Genomic DNA, 17,355 nt, shown 5'->3' on the forward strand with positions numbered 1-17,355 from the left:
GCTTACCTCACAGTTGTTTTGTGCCGACTCTAGAATACTTTACGGAACAGCCCGATTTGACATACCCCTGCCTAAAGGCGAGGGGATTCTTGATTCGCAGGGATTCCAATGAATTTACCCTCGGCAAGCATCTTGACCGTATGCCCTACGGCTGCAAGTCCTCTAATTAGAACTACTTGAGCGGCTGCAACATCTCTGTCCGTTGTATAGCCACAGTTCGAGCATGAATGAGTACGCTCATCAAGCTGTTTTTTTCCTGTTTCTGCTAGACAATTGGGGCAAATTTGACTCGTTTTATGAGCACTTACCTTCTGAAAGTACACGCCATATTTCAAACAAGTTTGCTCTAGGATTGTGAAGAATTGACCCCAGCTTGCGTCTAAGCAGTGTTTCCCTAGCATCGCCCTAGACAGCCCAATCAGATTCAGATCCTCAACGAAAATCATTCCCACGTTTTGGCAGATTTGATGAGATAATTTACGATGCCAATCTTTCCGACTGTTAGCAACGTATTCATGCAGTTTGGCGACTTTCTTTTGAGCTTTACGCCAATTGTTAGAACCTAGTTTTTTACGACAGACACGTTGTTGCAGCAATTTAAGCTTGCGTTCTGCGTCTTTAAAAAATCTTTGGCGCTTGACTAAAAGACCGTTAGAAGTTGCTAGAAAATTAGTTAGTCCCACATCAATTCCGATACCTTCACCGTGGGGCATTAGAGTGGGTACTGAAACGTCCCATTGTAGGGCTAACATCACGTACCAACCGCTAACCCTACGGACTATCCTTGCTTGCTTAATCGTTGCACCATCAGGGATAGGACGTGATTGATGAAACTTAACCAAACCAATTTTAGGGAGCTTCACCGCTTGATTTTGGACAGGGTTAACCCCCAATTGCGGGAATACAAACGATCGCATTGTTCCTGCTTTCTTAAAGCGGGGGAAACCGTGTTTTTGTTCCCACATACTCACAAACGCTTTTTCAAGCCTTTTGAGTGTTTGCTGTAGGACGTGTACTTGGACGGCTGCCAAAGTGGGTATGTTTGCCCTAGCCGTAGTTAAACTTTTGCACTGGCTTGCATAAGTTGGTCGTTTTGTTTCGGCCCGAATGATGAACTCAGATCGGATAGAGCAAGCGTTAATTCGACAACTACGAGACTCAAACCAATGTTTACGCTCTGCCAATGCGTAGTTGTATACGCGACGGCATTGTTCTAGCCAATCTTCAAAGATTGCTATTTGTCCTGCCGTTGGTTTGAGTTTGAATTCGTAGACTAAATGAAACATTTGCTCTATCCTCCTACCTGATTATATCACAACCATGAGCGAACGTAGGAACGCTTTTTCAAGAAGTCTAATTAAAGCCGTCCTAAAAGGACTGGGCACAGCACCCAAATTTTCGGTCAGGGTTGGGGGGTGAGGAGGTTGGAATTGGCGGGTTTTAGTGTTTTTTGACTTTCAACAGGCTTAATTTTTGTTAATGAACCGCAGAGGACGCAGAGGACACAGACTAAAGGTGGCAAGAACCGCACAGCAATCCCCAATACCTCTTACGCCCCAGATTCCATAAAACCCATCAACCAATTAGCCATCGTCGCCCTGCGAGTCTGTCTGGGCCCGAATTCCCCAATTTTATAGCCTTTAAAGCCCAATTTTTCCTTCAGCAACTGCTTGTTTTCTGGAGGGGTCGATCGAGTCAATTTCACCGTCGCCGGCCTAGAATCGATAAAATCGGGCGGTTCCGGGTACTCTTGCCGCCACTCGGCTGCAACACCTGCACTGTTCCACTTGCCAGTCTCGGCATCCCAGCGGTAGCCCAGATACTGCCAAACTAATCGGTTGACAGCAGCATCGTCGATTTCTTCGTTGAGAATAGCCCAAATAGTTTCGTTATTCAGCGGTGGTAATTCAGACATGAGCGCGATCGAATCGGAAATAAAAAAAGTTTAACTCACATTAGATAACATTATCAGGAACGGGCTCTCCGGCCCGTTCCACAAAAAATCCTAGGAATTTGTTTGTGGGGAGTAGGGGTTGGGCACGCGAACCCCGCCCAAAATGCCACCCCCAAAAAATTAATTATTCAAAATTCCGTCTTTCTCGGCCATAGACAGCATTAAGTCTATCACGCGACTAGAATAACCCCACTCGTTGTCATACCAGGAAACAACTTTGAAAAACTTAGAATTCAGTTCAATTCCCGCACCTGCATCGAAAATGCTCGATCGCGCGTCGCCCTGAAAATCTGTCGAAACCACTGCATCCTCAGTATATCCAAGAATGCCTTTGAGTTCGCCCTCCGAAGCTTTTTTCATTGCCTCGCAAATTTCTTTATAGCTAGTTTCCTTCGCCGTTTTGAAAGTAAGGTCAACTACAGACACGTCGGGAGTTGGCACGCGCAAAGCCATTCCCGTCAATTTTCCTTTCAATTCTGGCAACACCAAAGTAACAGCTTTCGCTGCACCGGTCGAAGATGGAATAATATTTTGAGCCGCACCGCGTCCTCCCCGCCAATCTTTTTGGCTGGGGCCGTCTACAGTTGGTTGAGTAGCTGTCATTGCGTGAACTGTCGTCATTAAACCTTCTTCCAATCCGAAGTTATCGTTAATAACTTTGGCAATTGGTGCTAAACAATTTGTCGTACAGCTAGCATTAGAAACAACCGTATCTTTTGCCGGGTCAAATTTGTGGTGATTGACGCCTACTAGAAAAGTTGGAACTTTTTCCGGGTCTTTTGTCGGTGCTGAAAGTATTACTCGTTTGGCTCCTGCCGTCAAGTGTTTTGAGGCCCCTTCAAAATCTGTAAACAATCCGGTAGATTCTACAACATAATCTGCGCCGGATTTACCCCAGGGCAATTCGGCAGGATTTCTAATCGCTGTACAGGGGATAAATAGTCCGTCAACGACAATCCCGTCTGGTTTGCTTTCAACTTCGCCGTCGTAAATGCCGTGGGTGGAGTCGTATTTGAAAAGATAAGCCAGGTTGTCTGGCGAAACTAAGTCGTTAATGCCGACAAATTCGATGTTGGGGTTTTTGATGCCGGCACGCATGACTAGCCGTCCGATGCGACCAAATCCGTTGATGCCAACTTTTAATGCAGCCATGTTTAAACTCCTATTGAAAATATCGTTAATCGATCGGGCGTTAGCGAAGCCCGCCCCTACGGGGGCTACGCCAACGAAGAGGATCGCCTGTTGTGGCTTAGAATTTACCACGCTAACGGATTTTTGCAACTGATTCTTTTCTATCTCTTAAGAATTCTGAATTCTGCCCCGGCTGGGAAGGGCAATTAATCCTGAAAAGACCGCTGACTAATGGCTAATGGCTGATTTTTGTCAACTTGTAGAAGTGCTATAATAGACAGAAATTTTTTTCAAAATTGCCTTTTTAAAATCAGGCTAAAGTAATAATAAAAAACTTATCCCAAAGCCGAAACGGATTGGCATTCTCACCAATGGCGATTGTGGGAACCAAAGCCTAGGATGAAAGTCGCAGATACGCGCAAGGACACAGCACTGCCGTGTCCATACACATATGGCGTACAATCTATAGCAATCCTTGCAGGAGTCGTAAATTTTTTACCCCACCCCAACCCTCCCCGAACTCGCGGGGAGGGAGTAAGAAATTCACAAATGATTTAGGATTGCTATATGTGTAGCTCAAATTTTCCGAATTGGTATAATCACCAATCACTAATGACTAATGACTAATGACTAATGACTACCCGACGCACCTAGTAATTAGCAATTCCACCGCATCTGAAATAAAACACGACCCACCAAATTTATTGAGCACGGGTCTAATGTTTTCTGCAACTGCTGAAACTTGAGCTGGTGAACAAAAAGCAAGCACATAAATGTTATCCAGTGCCGTCATTGATGAATCACGGGAAACGTGATCCCTAGTGCTTTTTCCAGCGACATCACGAATCACCGAATAACCGGGTACACCAGCTTTGTCTAAACCATCTAAAATCTTGCCGAGTTCTACTGAGTGGGCTATGATTTCTACTCTTTTGACTGACTCCATTATCTCACCTCCAAAACATATTGATTCCGTATAGATACAGGGGAATGCCTACAATGATATTAAATGGAAATGTCACTGCTAAGGCAGTTGAAATGTAAAGACTTGGATTCGCTTCGGGAACAGTTAGGCGCATGGCTGCTGGTACTGCTATATAAGAAGCACTCGCGCACAATACGGCAAACAGCAAAGTGTCTCCCTGCGGCATTCCGATTAATTTGGCTATTACCAAAGCAATTACTGCGTTGACTATGGGAATTAGGATTGCAAAGCCGATCAGAAAAATTCCTGCTTCTTGCAAATCTTTAATTCTGCTAGCAGCAACCAGCCCCATGTCTAGCAAGAAAAAAGTCAGAACTCCGTAAAACAAGTCTTGAGTAAACGGACTCATAACTTCCCAACCATGTTCTCCTGTCAGTACCCCCATAATTAGGCTGCCAATCAGCAGAAAAACTGAACTGTTTAGGAATGCTTCTTGCAACACTTCTGGCCAAACTATTTCGCGTTTTCCTTCTTCCCCACCAAATACACTGACTAGAATCAGACCGACTATAATGGCTGGGGATTCCATTAATGCTAGCGCAGCTACCATGTAACCGTCAAAGTCGATCCCCTGTGCTGTGAGGAAGGATGTTGCGGTGATAAATGTGACGGCGCTGATGGAACCGTAGGTGGCTGCGATCGCCGCGGCATTGTAAGAGTCGAGTTTGATCCTCAGTATGAAAAAAGTATAAACGGGTACTAGCATTGACATCAGCATCGCTGCTAAAATTGTCAGGGCGACTTGCTGGTCAATTCCGCTTTTGGACAGTTCGACGCCGCCTTTAAATCCGATCGCAAACAGCAGGTACAGCGAAAACAGTTTGGGGATGGGCGCTGGAATTTCTAAATCAGATTTAAGAAAAATTGCCAGCATTCCCATGAAAAAAGCTAATATGGGTGGATTTAAGATATTTGACGCTACTAAACTCAAATCCACGATCGTTCACTCCCATTTCTTGCGTTTTTAATATTACTTCCCCAGTAATTGTGGCACGAGAATGGATAAATAGACCGATCGAACTTTTGACTCAGAAGCTCGATCTGGTTAAATACCCCCAAATACGGCAAAGGCGCACAGTACGCACCTTACAACGAAGGTGTGCACTATGCACCCGCAGGCTAAGTTATTGTTGTTTAACTAAGCAACTGCCAAATAAGACTCTAGGGCTTCGGAACCACCGATCAACTTGCCGTCGATAAATACTTGCGGCACAGTTGTAGCCCCAGTCATAGCCCGGAGCGATTTGGTTGTGATCTCCCGGCCCAAGACAATTTCTTCATAATCCAAGCCCTTTTGACTCAGCATTCCCTTAGCCTTAGCGCAGAAGGGACAGCCCATTTTTGTAAACAGCGAAACTAGCTTCGGCTTGGTTGCTGCGGAGTTGATGTAGTTGAGCATCGTCTCGGCATCGGACACTTTGAAAGGGTCGCCCGGTTCCTCTGGCTCAATAAACATTTTTTCAACCACGCCATCTTTTACCAGCATCGAATAACGCCAAGACCGCTTCCCAAAGCCTAAATCTGTTTTGTCTACCAGCATTCCCATGCCTTGAGTAAACTCGCCGTTACCGTCGGGAATTAATGTCACATTGTCTGATTCTTGGTCTTTTGCCCACTCGTTCATCACAAAGGTGTCATTGACGGAAATGCAAACGATTTCATCTACGCCATTTTCTTTGAAAACTTTCGCCAATTCGTTGTAACCGGGGAGGTGCGTTGACGAACAAGTGGGCGTAAAAGCTCCTGGCAGCGAGAACACTACTACGGTTTTACCTGCAAATATATCATCGGTGGTGACATCCACCCACTCGTTGTCTTTGCGAGTGCGAAAGGTGACTTTGGGTACTCTTTGACCTTCTTGGTTCGTCAGCATGATTTTAAATTTTTGGGTACTTGGGTTCAATTCCTTTGCTTACTTTAGCGTACTCATAACGAGTATGAGTTGTCAAGGGGAGGCGAGTTTTTTTCTCGGACTTGGGCGCGCGCGCGAGCTCAGTTCATTGTCTTTGCGACAGATAGCAGATTTAAAACTTGCTGTTTAACCCTCTTTTGTCACTCTGGAAAATTAAAAATGAGAACCAAATTTTCAACTGTAGATAGATCAAGGATTTGAGCATTTATTTTCTAACAGAATGGCCCAAATCAAGGTTTTTGGTAAAAGCCTTATGATATAACCATCCCAGATTATTTTCTGCCGAAACTGACAAAAGAGGGTTAAGTAGGTCGGCAATTCTGTCTCCATTCCTTTGCTGCTGCTAACGGGTGAGGATTTTTTACACATTCTGTCAACATATCGATATCAATTCCTGGCAGCAATTCGCTTTGTGTGATTAATTCATAACCGCAGTTGGACACGAATTCAACCGGAATTTCTTCTCGCAAATGGTAGATAGAAAATCGGTCATTTCGCCAGAACCAAACCTCTCGCACATTCAACCTTCTATACAGTTCTAGTTTATTGATGCTGCCACTGGTAACAATCACTTCAATTACCAAATCGGGAAATTCTTTATCTGTGCCAATACAGTAAGCTTCATCCGGTTCCGTACCGCCACGTTTTTCCTCTTGTCGCAGAGTTGTAGACCCAAAAGGGAAATATTCGATGTCAGCTTCTACAAAATAAATAAGCAGCAGATCTCCAATGCGAGTTTTTCTACTTTCATGGCGGCGAGAAGGCGACATAATTTCCAAAACTCCATCTAAATAAGTAACTCGATATCCTGCCGCATCGCCAATCCGATTCAGCAGTGTCTCGTATTGTTCCCAGTTGGCGCTATCGGTAAGGTAGCGATCTTCAGGATCTTGGCGTTGGAGTGCTTGTTCTTTAAGTAATGTATCTAGCTCGATCGTCAGCATCGGTATTACCTCCTTACAAGTTGTTCTAATCTTAGCTCAACTTTATTCCCAATCAAACTGCCTCCCCAAATATTCCTCTAATTCCTGATTGTAAGGTCGGAAATAATCGCTCAATCTGTCGCGAACCGATTCATTTACCCTCTGATAAGAACCAGGATTAGCATTTTGGTACTCAGACAATTGATATTCCGGCAAATCTAAAAATTCTAAAACCTGCTGGACTATAGCCGCCGCACCTGCATAAAAATCTTCGCTTTTCAAAATTAACAACTGTTCTTGGGGAAAGAAAGTCCGCCAGTTTTTAATAAATTCTATGTACCTACCGCGAGCTAAATAATTCCCCGGTTCCTCGCCGATGATGTATTCTGGATTTTGACTCAACCGTTCAATTTCATCGCTAATTACTCGATCGAGCGATCGCGCTTCCCAATTTAAGTCAGTCAAGCGGTAGAATTGAGAAATCGCCCGATCGACCGGATTTCGCAAAAGTACAATCAGTTTAGCCTCTGGAAACGCGGTGTAGAGACGTTCCGGTGCTTCCCGATAGTCAAAATAGCTTGGACTTGCTTCGCCAGTTACAAATTCCTCTCCCGAAGGCATTGGCGGAAAATGAGCCAAATACCAATCAATCCCTCTGTCAAAGTGCCACGAAAAAAAATCCATCTCCTTTTTAATCGGAGTCAAAATTTGCGGGTGTTGAGCTAAATAAGTATACAGAGAAGTCGTGCCGCACCGCTGAGAACCAATAATTATAAAGTTAGGAACTTGGACTGGTTTTAAGTTCCAATTTTGTGGAACAGGCATCTTGCCTGTATCTGATTGTGGAACAGGCATCTTGCCTGTATCTGATTGTGGGACAGGCATCTTGCCTGTATCTGATTGTGGAACAGGCATCTTGCCTGTATCTGCTTGTGGAACAGGCAAGATGCCTGTATCTGATTGTGGAACAGGCATCTTGCCTGTATCTGCTTGTGGAACAGGCATCTTGCCTGTATCTGCTTGTGGAACAGGCATCTTGCCTGTTCTCTTACTGATAAGAGATGCCAAACTTTGTTTAAAACTGACAGTTCGATAAAAATCAATCGCCTCGGCAATTTTACCTTGCCTCGTCAAAACTTCCCCCAAATTCAGATAAGGCCAAAAAGCCTCCGGTTTAGCTGCAACAACTTCGCGACACAATTTCTCAACTTCATCCAGCTTGTTTTGCCTAACAAAAACTTCCCACAAATTGTAATAAAACCACCAAGGAATATCGGGATTTATTTCTATTGCTTGGAAAAATGCCACCGCAGCTTCCTCCCAATATTTTTGCTGGCTCAGAACAGCACCTAAATTGTAATAAGACCAGCAATCATCTGGTTTTTGGGCGACAGTTCCGCGAGATGAGGCTAATGCGCTATTGCACTTTTCTTGCTGCTGCAACAACTCCTCTAATTTCGCTGATACATTACCACAAGTCGGCATTGATGTCAAGAGAGCTTGGTAAATAATAATTGCGCTTTTTGGGCGATCGTACTTGGCTAAATTCTCTCCTAACTGCAAATAAAACTCCCAATTTTCCGGTGGAATTTGCAATTGATATTGTTCTAAAACCAACTTTAAATCCGACTCAGTTTGTCCGAGAGCATATCCCAACTTCTCGTAAATCCCAGGTAAATCTCCGTCAATTTCAACAGCTTTTAAATACGCGACGATAGCTTCATCCCACTGTTTTAGTTTAGTTAAAGCGTCGCCTAAATTGCAAAAAGACCAAGCAAAATCCGAGTTGAGTGCAATCTCGCAGCGGTAAGCAGCAGCAGCTTCTTCCCATCGCCGAATTTTCAGCAAAGCATCGCCCAAATTGTGATAAGACCAGGAAAAATCTGGATTTAACTCAACAGCTTTTTTGTAAGCAGCGACAGCTTCCTCCCATTTTTCAAGTTTCAGCAAAACATCGCCCAAACTGTGATAAGACCAAGAAAAATTAGGATTTAATTCAATAGCTTTTTTATACGCAGCAACAGCCTCATCAAACCTACCGCTTTCTTGCAGGGAACTCCCCAAATTGTGGAACTCATTATCCATGAAAAACTCCTGCAAGATTTATTAACTTCTCCAGCGAGTTCAAATCCACCCGTATATCTTTATGTCCCGGATATTTCTGAGTTTGGTCATCTACCAAATCGCAAAGTAAATAGTAATGTTCCAAACCGCACAAATTGCTAATCATCCAATAACAATGCGGCACGTAAAGAGGAGAAAAAATTTCAATTACCTTAGTTCCCGGACTGCAAAAAACTAGATTTGTCAACCCCCCTCCGTGGGGTGCGACAACTACTTTAGCAGCAGCCAAACACGATGCTTGTTCTGCTACCGACATCGTTTCCAACTTAACACTGCGAAACCCAAATTTTTCTAAGTATTTAATTACCTCTTCATCATTGACGATTCGCCGATAGGATGCTTGTTGGCGGGTGATATAAATTCGCTCTGAATAGTCTGTGTTTAGTGGCTGTTTTTCATTTAAAAATCTCTGTTTAAGATATTCACACTTCCATTTAGAAACCGCTCCCGCTCCGTCATAAAATATTGACGGAACTATTAATTTATCGGCTGTAATGTGTAAATTGCAGCGACTTTCTAAAAGTTTATCTTGAGGAATTCCTAAAGTCTCTAAAGTTTCGGCTTGATAGGGGGAATCAGAAGCATTGACAACAAACTTATCTATAGTTTCTATCAATCCGCTCCGCTGCAAAAGGTCAAATCGCGTCATCACATCAAACATCCAATGAAAATAAGCGGCTCCACCCCAGCGAGCAGATAAAAAAGCCACATTTCCATCGACGTGTTCAGCGGGAGGCAATTTGTCGGAAGTGATTACCAATTCAGCACAACCCATTGAAATATCAGTAACAAGTTTATTGTCTGAAGTAATGACGGCGGTAGTCACAACATCTGCCCAAGCTCGTCCGTTTGGCAATACGGCAACAAAAGCTTTTCTGGAATGACTTTGATGTTCCCAAAATCTGCGGCTGCTGTCGATTGTTTTGGAATCAGATAAATTGATTTGACTCGCAGGATGGATGTCAATGCAGGTGAGGTGCGGATTGGATTCTGCTGCAACGGTCAAATCTTCTGTAAACCCACAGTATTTTTTGAGAATACTTAAGGGTAAGATTTGATTGCTGCATTTTGCCCGATCGCTCTCATTGACTTCTCCTTGTTGTTCCAGAGCATAACCTATGTTATCGTAAACTTCAAACAAATCGGGTTTAATTTGCAGGGCTTGAACTAAATTAGTGATTGCAGGTTCCCACTGCTGTTTAGCCATTAAACTCAAACCCAATCCTTCGTAACACCAGCAGGATTTTGGATCGAGATTGATACCTTTTTCATAAATGGCGATCGCCCTTTCCAATTCCCCTTGCTTCCGCAGTGCATCGCCTAACTTTTTGTACAGCCAACTATGATCGGATTCTAGCTCAATAGCACCACCAAAAGCCGCTGCTGCTTCGGGCCAATTTTCTTGTAATTCCAGAACTTCTCCCAAACTATTGTACAACCAACAATCATCGGGATTTAATTCAATAGCTTTGCGGTAAGCCGCCGCCGCTTCTTCCCAGTTTTCCAATGCAATCAAAGCCTTACCTAATCTGTCGTAAGACCAACAAAAATCGGGATTCAGTTCAACTAACTTGCGGTAAGCAACAGCAGCTTCCTCCCACTCAGAAAGCTCCATCAGCACATCGCCTAAATTGTTGTAAGTCCAACAAAAATCGGGATTTAACTCAATAGCTTTGCGGTAAGCAACAGTGGCTTCCTCGTGTTCCTCCATCGCCTGCAAAGTTTCCCCCAAAAAGTGGTAAGACCAACTAAAATTAGGGTTGAGTGCGATCGCCCGTTGGTAAGCTGCCCGAGCTTCGTCAAACAGTTCTTTCTCTTGCAGAGCTTTACCCAAATTGTGGTAAGTTAAGTAGTTGCCCGACTTAATTTTAATAGCTGTTTGATAGCGGGCGATCGCCTCATCCAAATAACCGGAATTCGCCGCAATATCCCCCAACTTTTCCCAACCCAGAGACAACAGAGTTTGCTCGGCGCCCAAACTTTGATTGCCGAGTTTTTTAACAATCAGTTGATAGCCTTTGTGTACTACTTCTAACTGACTTCCAAACATCTCCAAAAAAACATCTATCCCAATTTTAGTATCTTGCTCCGGGCTGTCGGGAAAGGTAAACTCGTAATCGTCAAAAATCATCAATCCCCCAACTTTCACCAACCTCCAAGATAAAATCGCATCTTGCAGAGCACTTGTGGGTTTGTGACAGCCGTCAATGTAAGCAACATCGTAATATTCCGAATTCAAATTCACTAACAAATCTTGAGAGTAACCTTCTAATTCAATTACCCGATCTGCTGCTCCCGTTTTAACAATATTGCCCTTAAACTGTTGTTGAAAATACAAATCAATACAAGTAATCTTTGTCGTGGGATGAGTTAAAATATTATCCAGCAGCCAGCAAGCCGACATTCCCTGAAAACTGCCGATTTCCACCACTTGAAAATCCGCAATTCCGGTAAATTCCTGCAAATGCAATTTCCAAATAGGAATATTGTGGGTAAACCAATCTTGGGTAAATTGATAATTTTTCGCCGCACACTCAGGCCAACTCCTCAATTCTGCCGCTTTTTGGTGGCAAATAATTGCTTCTTCTAATTCCCCTAATTGCGGTAAAATATTTCCTAAATCGTTGTAAGGCTGAGCATTGCTCGGAGCGATTTCTATTTGGCGACGGTAAGTGGCAATTTGTGCGTATAACTCCTGTTGTTTCGCCCGAACATCATTGAGTTGGGCGACAACTTCCGCAGCATTGGGTTCAATTTGCAGTGCCATGCTATAAAATACGATCGCACCTTCAAGCTGCTTCTGTTTCGCTAAACTATTGCCTAAATTTATATAAAACTCTGCTCCATCTAACTCAATTCCCAGCAATTTGTGGTAAATTTTCCCGCTTGCAAGTACCTCGATACCTTGACAATAAGTTTGGATTGTGCTGTCTAAGTCCGATTCGCTTCGCTTCCGCAAAACATATCCCAACCTCTGATTGATCCCCGTCAAATTCGGCTCAATCTGAACCGCGTGCAGGTAAGCGCTAACAGCTTCATCCCAGGATTGTTCGCAGGTGAAGGCAATTCCCAAATTGACATAAAACCAAGGGATATTTGGATTTATTTCAATAGCTTTGCGGTAGCAACTAATAGCTTCGGGCCACAGTTGTTTTTGAGCCAAAGCGTCTCCTAAGCAATTGTATGTCCAGTAGGAATTATCATTAATTTCCAGAGCCTGACGGTAACATTTAATGGCTGCATCAAAGTCGCGTTTTTGCGCGAAAACATTACCTAAACCCACGTAAGCACGAGCGTAGTTGGGATTGAGTTCGAGGCTTTTGCGGTAACAGGCGATCGCCCGATCTAATTCTCCTCGCTCCGCCCAAGTTTTACCCAAACTGTGGTAAGATTCAAACGAATTTGGATTGATGGCAATGGCTTGTCGGTAATTGGCGATCGCCTCATCCCACCGCTTCTGGCCAACCAGCATTTCCCCCAAATTGTGATAAGCTGTTGCCAGTTGCGGGTTTAACTTAATTGCGCGCGAATAACACTCCATAGCGCGATCGCACTTTCCCAATTCCACCAAACTATTTCCCAGAGTCACGTACTCCTCAGCCGTTGCCCAATTCGGCTCAATATTAAAAGCTTGATACCAACAGTCTGCCGCCTCTTCTCGCTTCTCTAACTGCGTCCAAATTCTCGCCAACTGGCGGTAAACAGCAGCAAAATTCGGTACTAAAGAAATCGCTTTTTCACAAGTGGCGATCGCCTTTTCCCACTGTTTTTCTTGAGAATACAAAATGCCGAGATTAGCATAAACTTCCGGCAAATTTGGATTGCGATCGATCGCCCTTTCATACCACTGCTTAGCTTGCTCGATTTCACCTCGAACCTGCATCACCTTTCCCAGCGTCTGACACGCTGCTGCCAAATTCGGTTCAATTTTCAACGCTGACTCGCAAGCAGCAACTGCCTCATTCAACTTTCCTTCGGCTAAATAAACTTCTGCTTGCCGACTCAAATCAACCGCTGCCTTTTCCATCTTCTCAATCGAGGGCATAATTAAACTTGCTCCAGACACCAACTAACTCAAACCCACCACCTCAACCATCCTTTTCAGCGAACTCAAGTTCACTAAAATATCCTCAGTCAGCGAATTCTGATACATCAACTGTCTAATAGGATAGCATTCAAAAGCCTCGCCCGCTAAAAAGTAATGTTCCAACTGCAAATATTGACTGATTCCCCAGTAATAATGGCTGATATAGTGAGGCGACACCAACTCAATTACTTTAGTTCCCTTGCCACAAAAAATCGTATTTGTCAAGCCGCTGCCGTGGGCAGCAACTATTACCTCAGCGTGGTAAAAATGAGCAATTTGCTCTGCCAAAGACATCGACTCCGGCAAAATACAAACAAAGCCAAATTTCTCCAAAACCTCAACCACATCTTCCTCGTTCAAAACTCGTCGGTATCTTGCTTTGCTGCGGCTGATGTAAATGCGTTTGGGATAGCTCGAACTAGGTAGAATTCCCTTGAGAAACTCCCGCCTCAAAAAATCCATCGCCCACCCAGAAGGCCAGCCCAAATATCCCGCAAAAGACGGTACAATTAATTCTGTTGCTTGAATGTGAGGCAAGCGATCACTCTCCAAGACTTTCTCTTCGGGAATGCCCAGAATTCTCAGACTTTCCCGCTGAAATTGGTGCTGACAACTATTGACCAAAAACCAATCAATCTCCGCCAAATCCCTACCGCTGAGCCGCAGCAATTCTATCCTCGGCAAAACATCAACCATCCAGTGAAAATAGACATTTCCCGACAAACCAGAAAGCACCGCCACGCTGCCGTCAATTTGCTTTAAAGCTGGAAAGGATTCTAACTGAAAAACGCTGTGTTTTCTAACATCATGCTTTTCGCATCCCGGCAAAAACCCCGGATAATCTCTCGACACATCAGCCAACAAATAATTGTCAGGAGTAATTACAGCGATCGCCTTGCAAACCATCCAATAATTTTCCTGCGGCACAATCCAAACTCGCCCGTTGGGAATTGCAGCCACAAAAGTCTTGGGCGACTCCACAGGTAGCGGTTGCGAGTTGGACAAACGGCAAACTCCCCAACCCAAATGCACCGGATCGAACCACTTAGAAAGTCGCTGCAAACACAGCCCGCAAGTTAACCCGGCACAATCGGAATTTGCCAATTTGGAATTGGATCTCGCAAATTGGGAATTCGGAATATTTTCTGCACTTGCTTCTGGTGCAGGTTTCCAAAATATTTCCACATAATTGTCAGCCTCCAACTTAGCATTAACCAGCCAATCCCAGCTCGATAAATAAATAGCGTGAGGAGGTTTTATAGAAGTGCTATCAGGCCAGATAAAGCTCTGTTTTTTCCACTTTTTCTGCTCCCCATACCCGTGCAATTGCAACTCTAAAACTTTTTGATAATAATCGATCGCCCGTTCCCAGCGCCCCTGTTTTTCCAGCAGTTTTGCCAACTCAAAATAAACCTGCGGTAAAGCAGGTTGAATCGTCAAAGCCATGCGGTAAACTGCAATTGCTGCACTGAACCGCTTTTGCTGGGCTAAGGAATTTCCCACCCGCCAGTAAATCTCTGCATTTTGTGGCTGAATTTGCAAAGCTTTTTGATAATAAGCCGCGGCAGATTCGTGTCCGCCGTACTCTGTTAAAGCATTTCCCAAATGCAGGTATATTTCTGCTAAATAATCGCAAATTTCAGCAACAGGTAATTCGCAAACTGCACTTGACAAATATCTAGCCACACCATCTTTTTTATTTACTTTTAAATCTGTTAAATCCGTGACATCCGTGACATCCGTGACATCCGTTACATCCGCTACAAAATCCGTTGCCGAACTTCCCATCAATGCTGTGAGAAATCGATCGCACGCAGCGATCGCCCTTGACAATTCATCATCTTCTACCGCCGCAGCTCTGCGCCTGTCTCCTAAGCGGCAGTAAGCCTCAACAAAATCAGGCTTCAGAGCTATTGCCCGCTCAAAATAAGGCATGGCTTCAGCAATTTTGCCCAAAACCATCAAAGAAAACCCGGCGTCTGTATAGCCCGAAATATAGTCGGAATTAATCTCGATCGCGCGATCGAAACAAGCAAGCGCCGCCGAATGTTCCCCCTGTAATTGCCACGCTTTCCCCAGATTGTAGTGAGCCAAAACCATGTCCGGCTCCAACTCAATAGCTGTGAGGTAAGATGCGATCGCCCGATCGGGACTTTTGTCCAGCAAGGCTTGACCCAAATTATTGTACAGCGTCGCCCAATCCGGCTTAATCTCGATCGCCCGCTGGTAAACTTCGATCGCCTCAGCCGCGCGATCGTCCTTTAGCAAAATCACACCCAGATTGCTATAAGCTTTCACGTAATCCGGCGCCAGGGCAATCACCTGTCGGTAGGTATCCATTGCCTCCTCGAACTGACTATTTTCATCTAAAACCACAGCCAGATTGTATAAAGCATCGAGATAATCCGGTTTTTGGGCGATCGCCTTTCGGTAACAGTCGATCGCCCCCAACAAATTACCCTGCTTGTGAAAAACATTTCCCAAGTTATAATTAACTTCTGCCCAATCTGGTTTCAAATCCAGAGCTTGTCGGTAGTGAAAAACCGCCTCATCCAGCCACGCATAGTCGCTGTAAAGTTGACCCAAATAAGCATGAGCCAGAAAAAACTGGGGCGAAATCTCCAAAGCTTGCACAAAAGCGTCTCTTGCCGCCGTCGGATCGCCTTGAGCGTCGAGAATTTCGCCTAAAGTCGTGTAAGCCGTGGGCGAAAACGGTTGAAGTTCGATCGCCATGAAGCAAAACTCGATCGCCTCAGTTAACTTACCCCTGTTCAAATAAACTTGGGCTTGCCTGATATATTCTTGAGTGTTCATTGCTCGCGGTGCAGTTGCGGTTTCTTTACCGCTTCAGTAAAACCTAGAAATTCTAATTTAAAAACTTTGTATTTATATTTTGCCCGATCGGGCGATCGATTAATTTTATCAATAACTGTCGATCGATTTTTTTTACTGCCCCTGCTGTATAGCAATCCTAAATCATTTGTGAATTTCTTACTCCCTCCCCTTGATAAGGGGAGGGTTGGGGTGGGGTAAAAATTTTACGAGTCATTTAGGATTGCTGTAGTTCCTGCCTTGAATATTTCAACCTCACCCCGCTTGTGGCAGAGTGAGGTTGAAATCCTTTAAAACTATCGGCTTTGTGAGAACAGCCCCGAATCTTATCCGGTGCCGTCCCACAACTGCCAGTTGTTTTAGAACACCTCGAAGTTGTTCGAGGTAATCGTCAGGCCAGGCTGCAACTGAGCAATAGTTAGCACTCCGTTGCTGCCGTTGAAGTACAACGCACCGTTTGATGGGTCGTAGACCAACTTGTTCGTCGTGGTTGCTCCTGGGGTGTTTCTGTCGAAACCAGAAACGACGACAAACTCGCTTGCCTCGAACGTGCTGCCCAAAGCAGAGAACACACCGCCGCCGGTCGTCTTCAAGCGGATCTTATCTTCGCCTGGCGTAAAGTCAGTGATCGTGTCTACGCCGAAATCGGCACCACCAGCACTCGCGAAGTAGAACGTATCGCTGCCAGCACCGCCGGTCAGGACATCATCTCCTCTGTCGCCAGAGATAAAGTCATTGCCACCGCCACCATTGACAGTATCGTTTTCTTTACCGCCGAACAGGCTGTCGTTGCCGTCGCCGCCGCCGACAACATCCCTGCCTTGGCCGCCAAAGACTGTATCGCTGCCACCTCCACCGAGTACGGTGTCGTTGCCTCTGTCGCCAGAAATCAAGTCATTGCCATCGCCGCCGTCTACGAGGTCATCCCCTTTACCGCCAAAGATGAAGTCATCGCCCGTGCCGCCAGCGACCACATCGCTGCCGCTGCCTGAAAGGATGGTATCGTTGCCGTCGCCGCCGCCGATACTGTCATTCCCGCCGCCCGATACAATCAGCTCGTTGCCAGCGTTACCGGCGAGGACATCAGCGCCCGCAAAAGTCTGGATGATATCGCTGCCGGGGCTGCCGTTCAACCTGTTTTCGCCTTGGATGCCGATAACGGTAAAGCCACCGCCACCGACACCTCCTGGTAGTGAACTTGCTGTTGTTGTTGTTGGATTTGTTACCTGTGTCATTTACACTCCTCCTAAAAGATCAATCATTTTTCTACAATACACTTTTCCCTCCAAAGGGATTCAATAAATGAAACCGGACATCGGTTGAGACCCTAATTGACCCGGCTGCTATAAGCTGTCATGTAATTTAAATTGTCAGCAGCGAGCCTCGGAGCGCGAGTTGAATCCTGTA

At 44.9% G+C, this 17,355-nt stretch carries 12 protein-coding genes; all 12 read right to left on the reverse strand.

The features are described from left to right. Positions 1-71: 71 nt before the first annotated feature. The 12 genes from QUB10_RS04470 to QUB10_RS04525 all read right to left on the reverse strand — a co-directional run bounded on the left by QUB10_RS04470 (position 72) and on the right by QUB10_RS04525 (position 17,183). Positions 72-1,286: a transposase gene (locus tag QUB10_RS04470; protein ID WP_333199921.1), complete on the reverse strand. Its 1,215-nt coding sequence runs from the start codon at positions 1,284-1,286 to the stop codon at positions 72-74. Between the two features lie 263 nt (positions 1,287-1,549). Further along, a complete protein-coding gene (locus tag QUB10_RS04475) occupies positions 1,550-1,915 on the reverse strand; it encodes a DUF1823 family protein (protein ID WP_333034746.1) in 366 nt (121 codons plus the stop codon). A 159-nt stretch (positions 1,916-2,074) separates the two neighbouring features. Then, a complete protein-coding gene (gene gap, locus QUB10_RS04480) occupies positions 2,075-3,106 on the reverse strand; it encodes a type I glyceraldehyde-3-phosphate dehydrogenase (protein ID WP_333199922.1) in 1,032 nt (343 codons plus the stop codon). Between the two features lie 616 nt (positions 3,107-3,722). Further along, positions 3,723-4,031, reverse strand: coding sequence for a P-II family nitrogen regulator (locus QUB10_RS04485; RefSeq protein ID WP_015174010.1), 309 nt, complete (start codon positions 4,029-4,031; stop codon positions 3,723-3,725). Positions 4,032-4,035: 4 nt separating this feature from the next. Further along, positions 4,036-5,007, reverse strand: coding sequence for a sodium-dependent bicarbonate transport family permease (locus QUB10_RS04490; RefSeq protein ID WP_333199924.1), 972 nt, complete (start codon positions 5,005-5,007; stop codon positions 4,036-4,038). 201 nt (positions 5,008-5,208) lie between these two features. Then, positions 5,209-5,943, reverse strand: a complete 735-nt coding sequence (locus QUB10_RS04495; RefSeq protein ID WP_333199926.1) for a glutathione peroxidase — start codon at positions 5,941-5,943, stop codon at positions 5,209-5,211. Positions 5,944-6,284: 341 nt separating this feature from the next. Beyond that, positions 6,285-6,926, reverse strand: a complete 642-nt coding sequence (locus QUB10_RS04500; RefSeq protein WP_333199928.1) for a Uma2 family endonuclease — start codon at positions 6,924-6,926, stop codon at positions 6,285-6,287. A 42-nt stretch (positions 6,927-6,968) separates the two neighbouring features. After that, complete coding sequence (locus QUB10_RS04505) at positions 6,969-8,990, reverse strand: tetratricopeptide repeat protein (protein WP_333199930.1); 2,022 nt, start codon at positions 8,988-8,990, stop codon at positions 6,969-6,971. Next, positions 8,983-13,074, reverse strand: coding sequence for a tetratricopeptide repeat protein (locus tag QUB10_RS04510; protein WP_333199933.1), 4,092 nt, complete (start codon positions 13,072-13,074; stop codon positions 8,983-8,985). The genes QUB10_RS04505 and QUB10_RS04510 overlap by 8 nt, the downstream gene beginning before the upstream one ends. 24 nt (positions 13,075-13,098) lie before the next feature. After that, positions 13,099-15,930, reverse strand: a complete 2,832-nt coding sequence (locus QUB10_RS04515) for a tetratricopeptide repeat protein (RefSeq protein ID WP_333199935.1) — start codon at positions 15,928-15,930, stop codon at positions 13,099-13,101. Beyond that, a complete protein-coding gene (locus QUB10_RS04520; protein WP_333199937.1) occupies positions 15,927-16,085 on the reverse strand; it encodes a hypothetical protein in 159 nt (52 codons plus the stop codon). Before QUB10_RS04520 ends, QUB10_RS04515 begins: the two co-directional genes overlap by 4 nt. A 222-nt stretch (positions 16,086-16,307) precedes the next feature. After that, entirely contained in the window at positions 16,308-17,183 is an 876-nt protein-coding gene (locus QUB10_RS04525; RefSeq protein WP_333199939.1) for a calcium-binding protein, read from the reverse strand. Positions 17,184-17,355: the final 172 nt, after the last annotated feature.

This window comes from Microcoleus sp. B5-D4, assembly GCF_036705145.1.
GTDB lineage: Bacteria > Cyanobacteriota > Cyanobacteriia > Cyanobacteriales > Microcoleaceae > Microcoleus.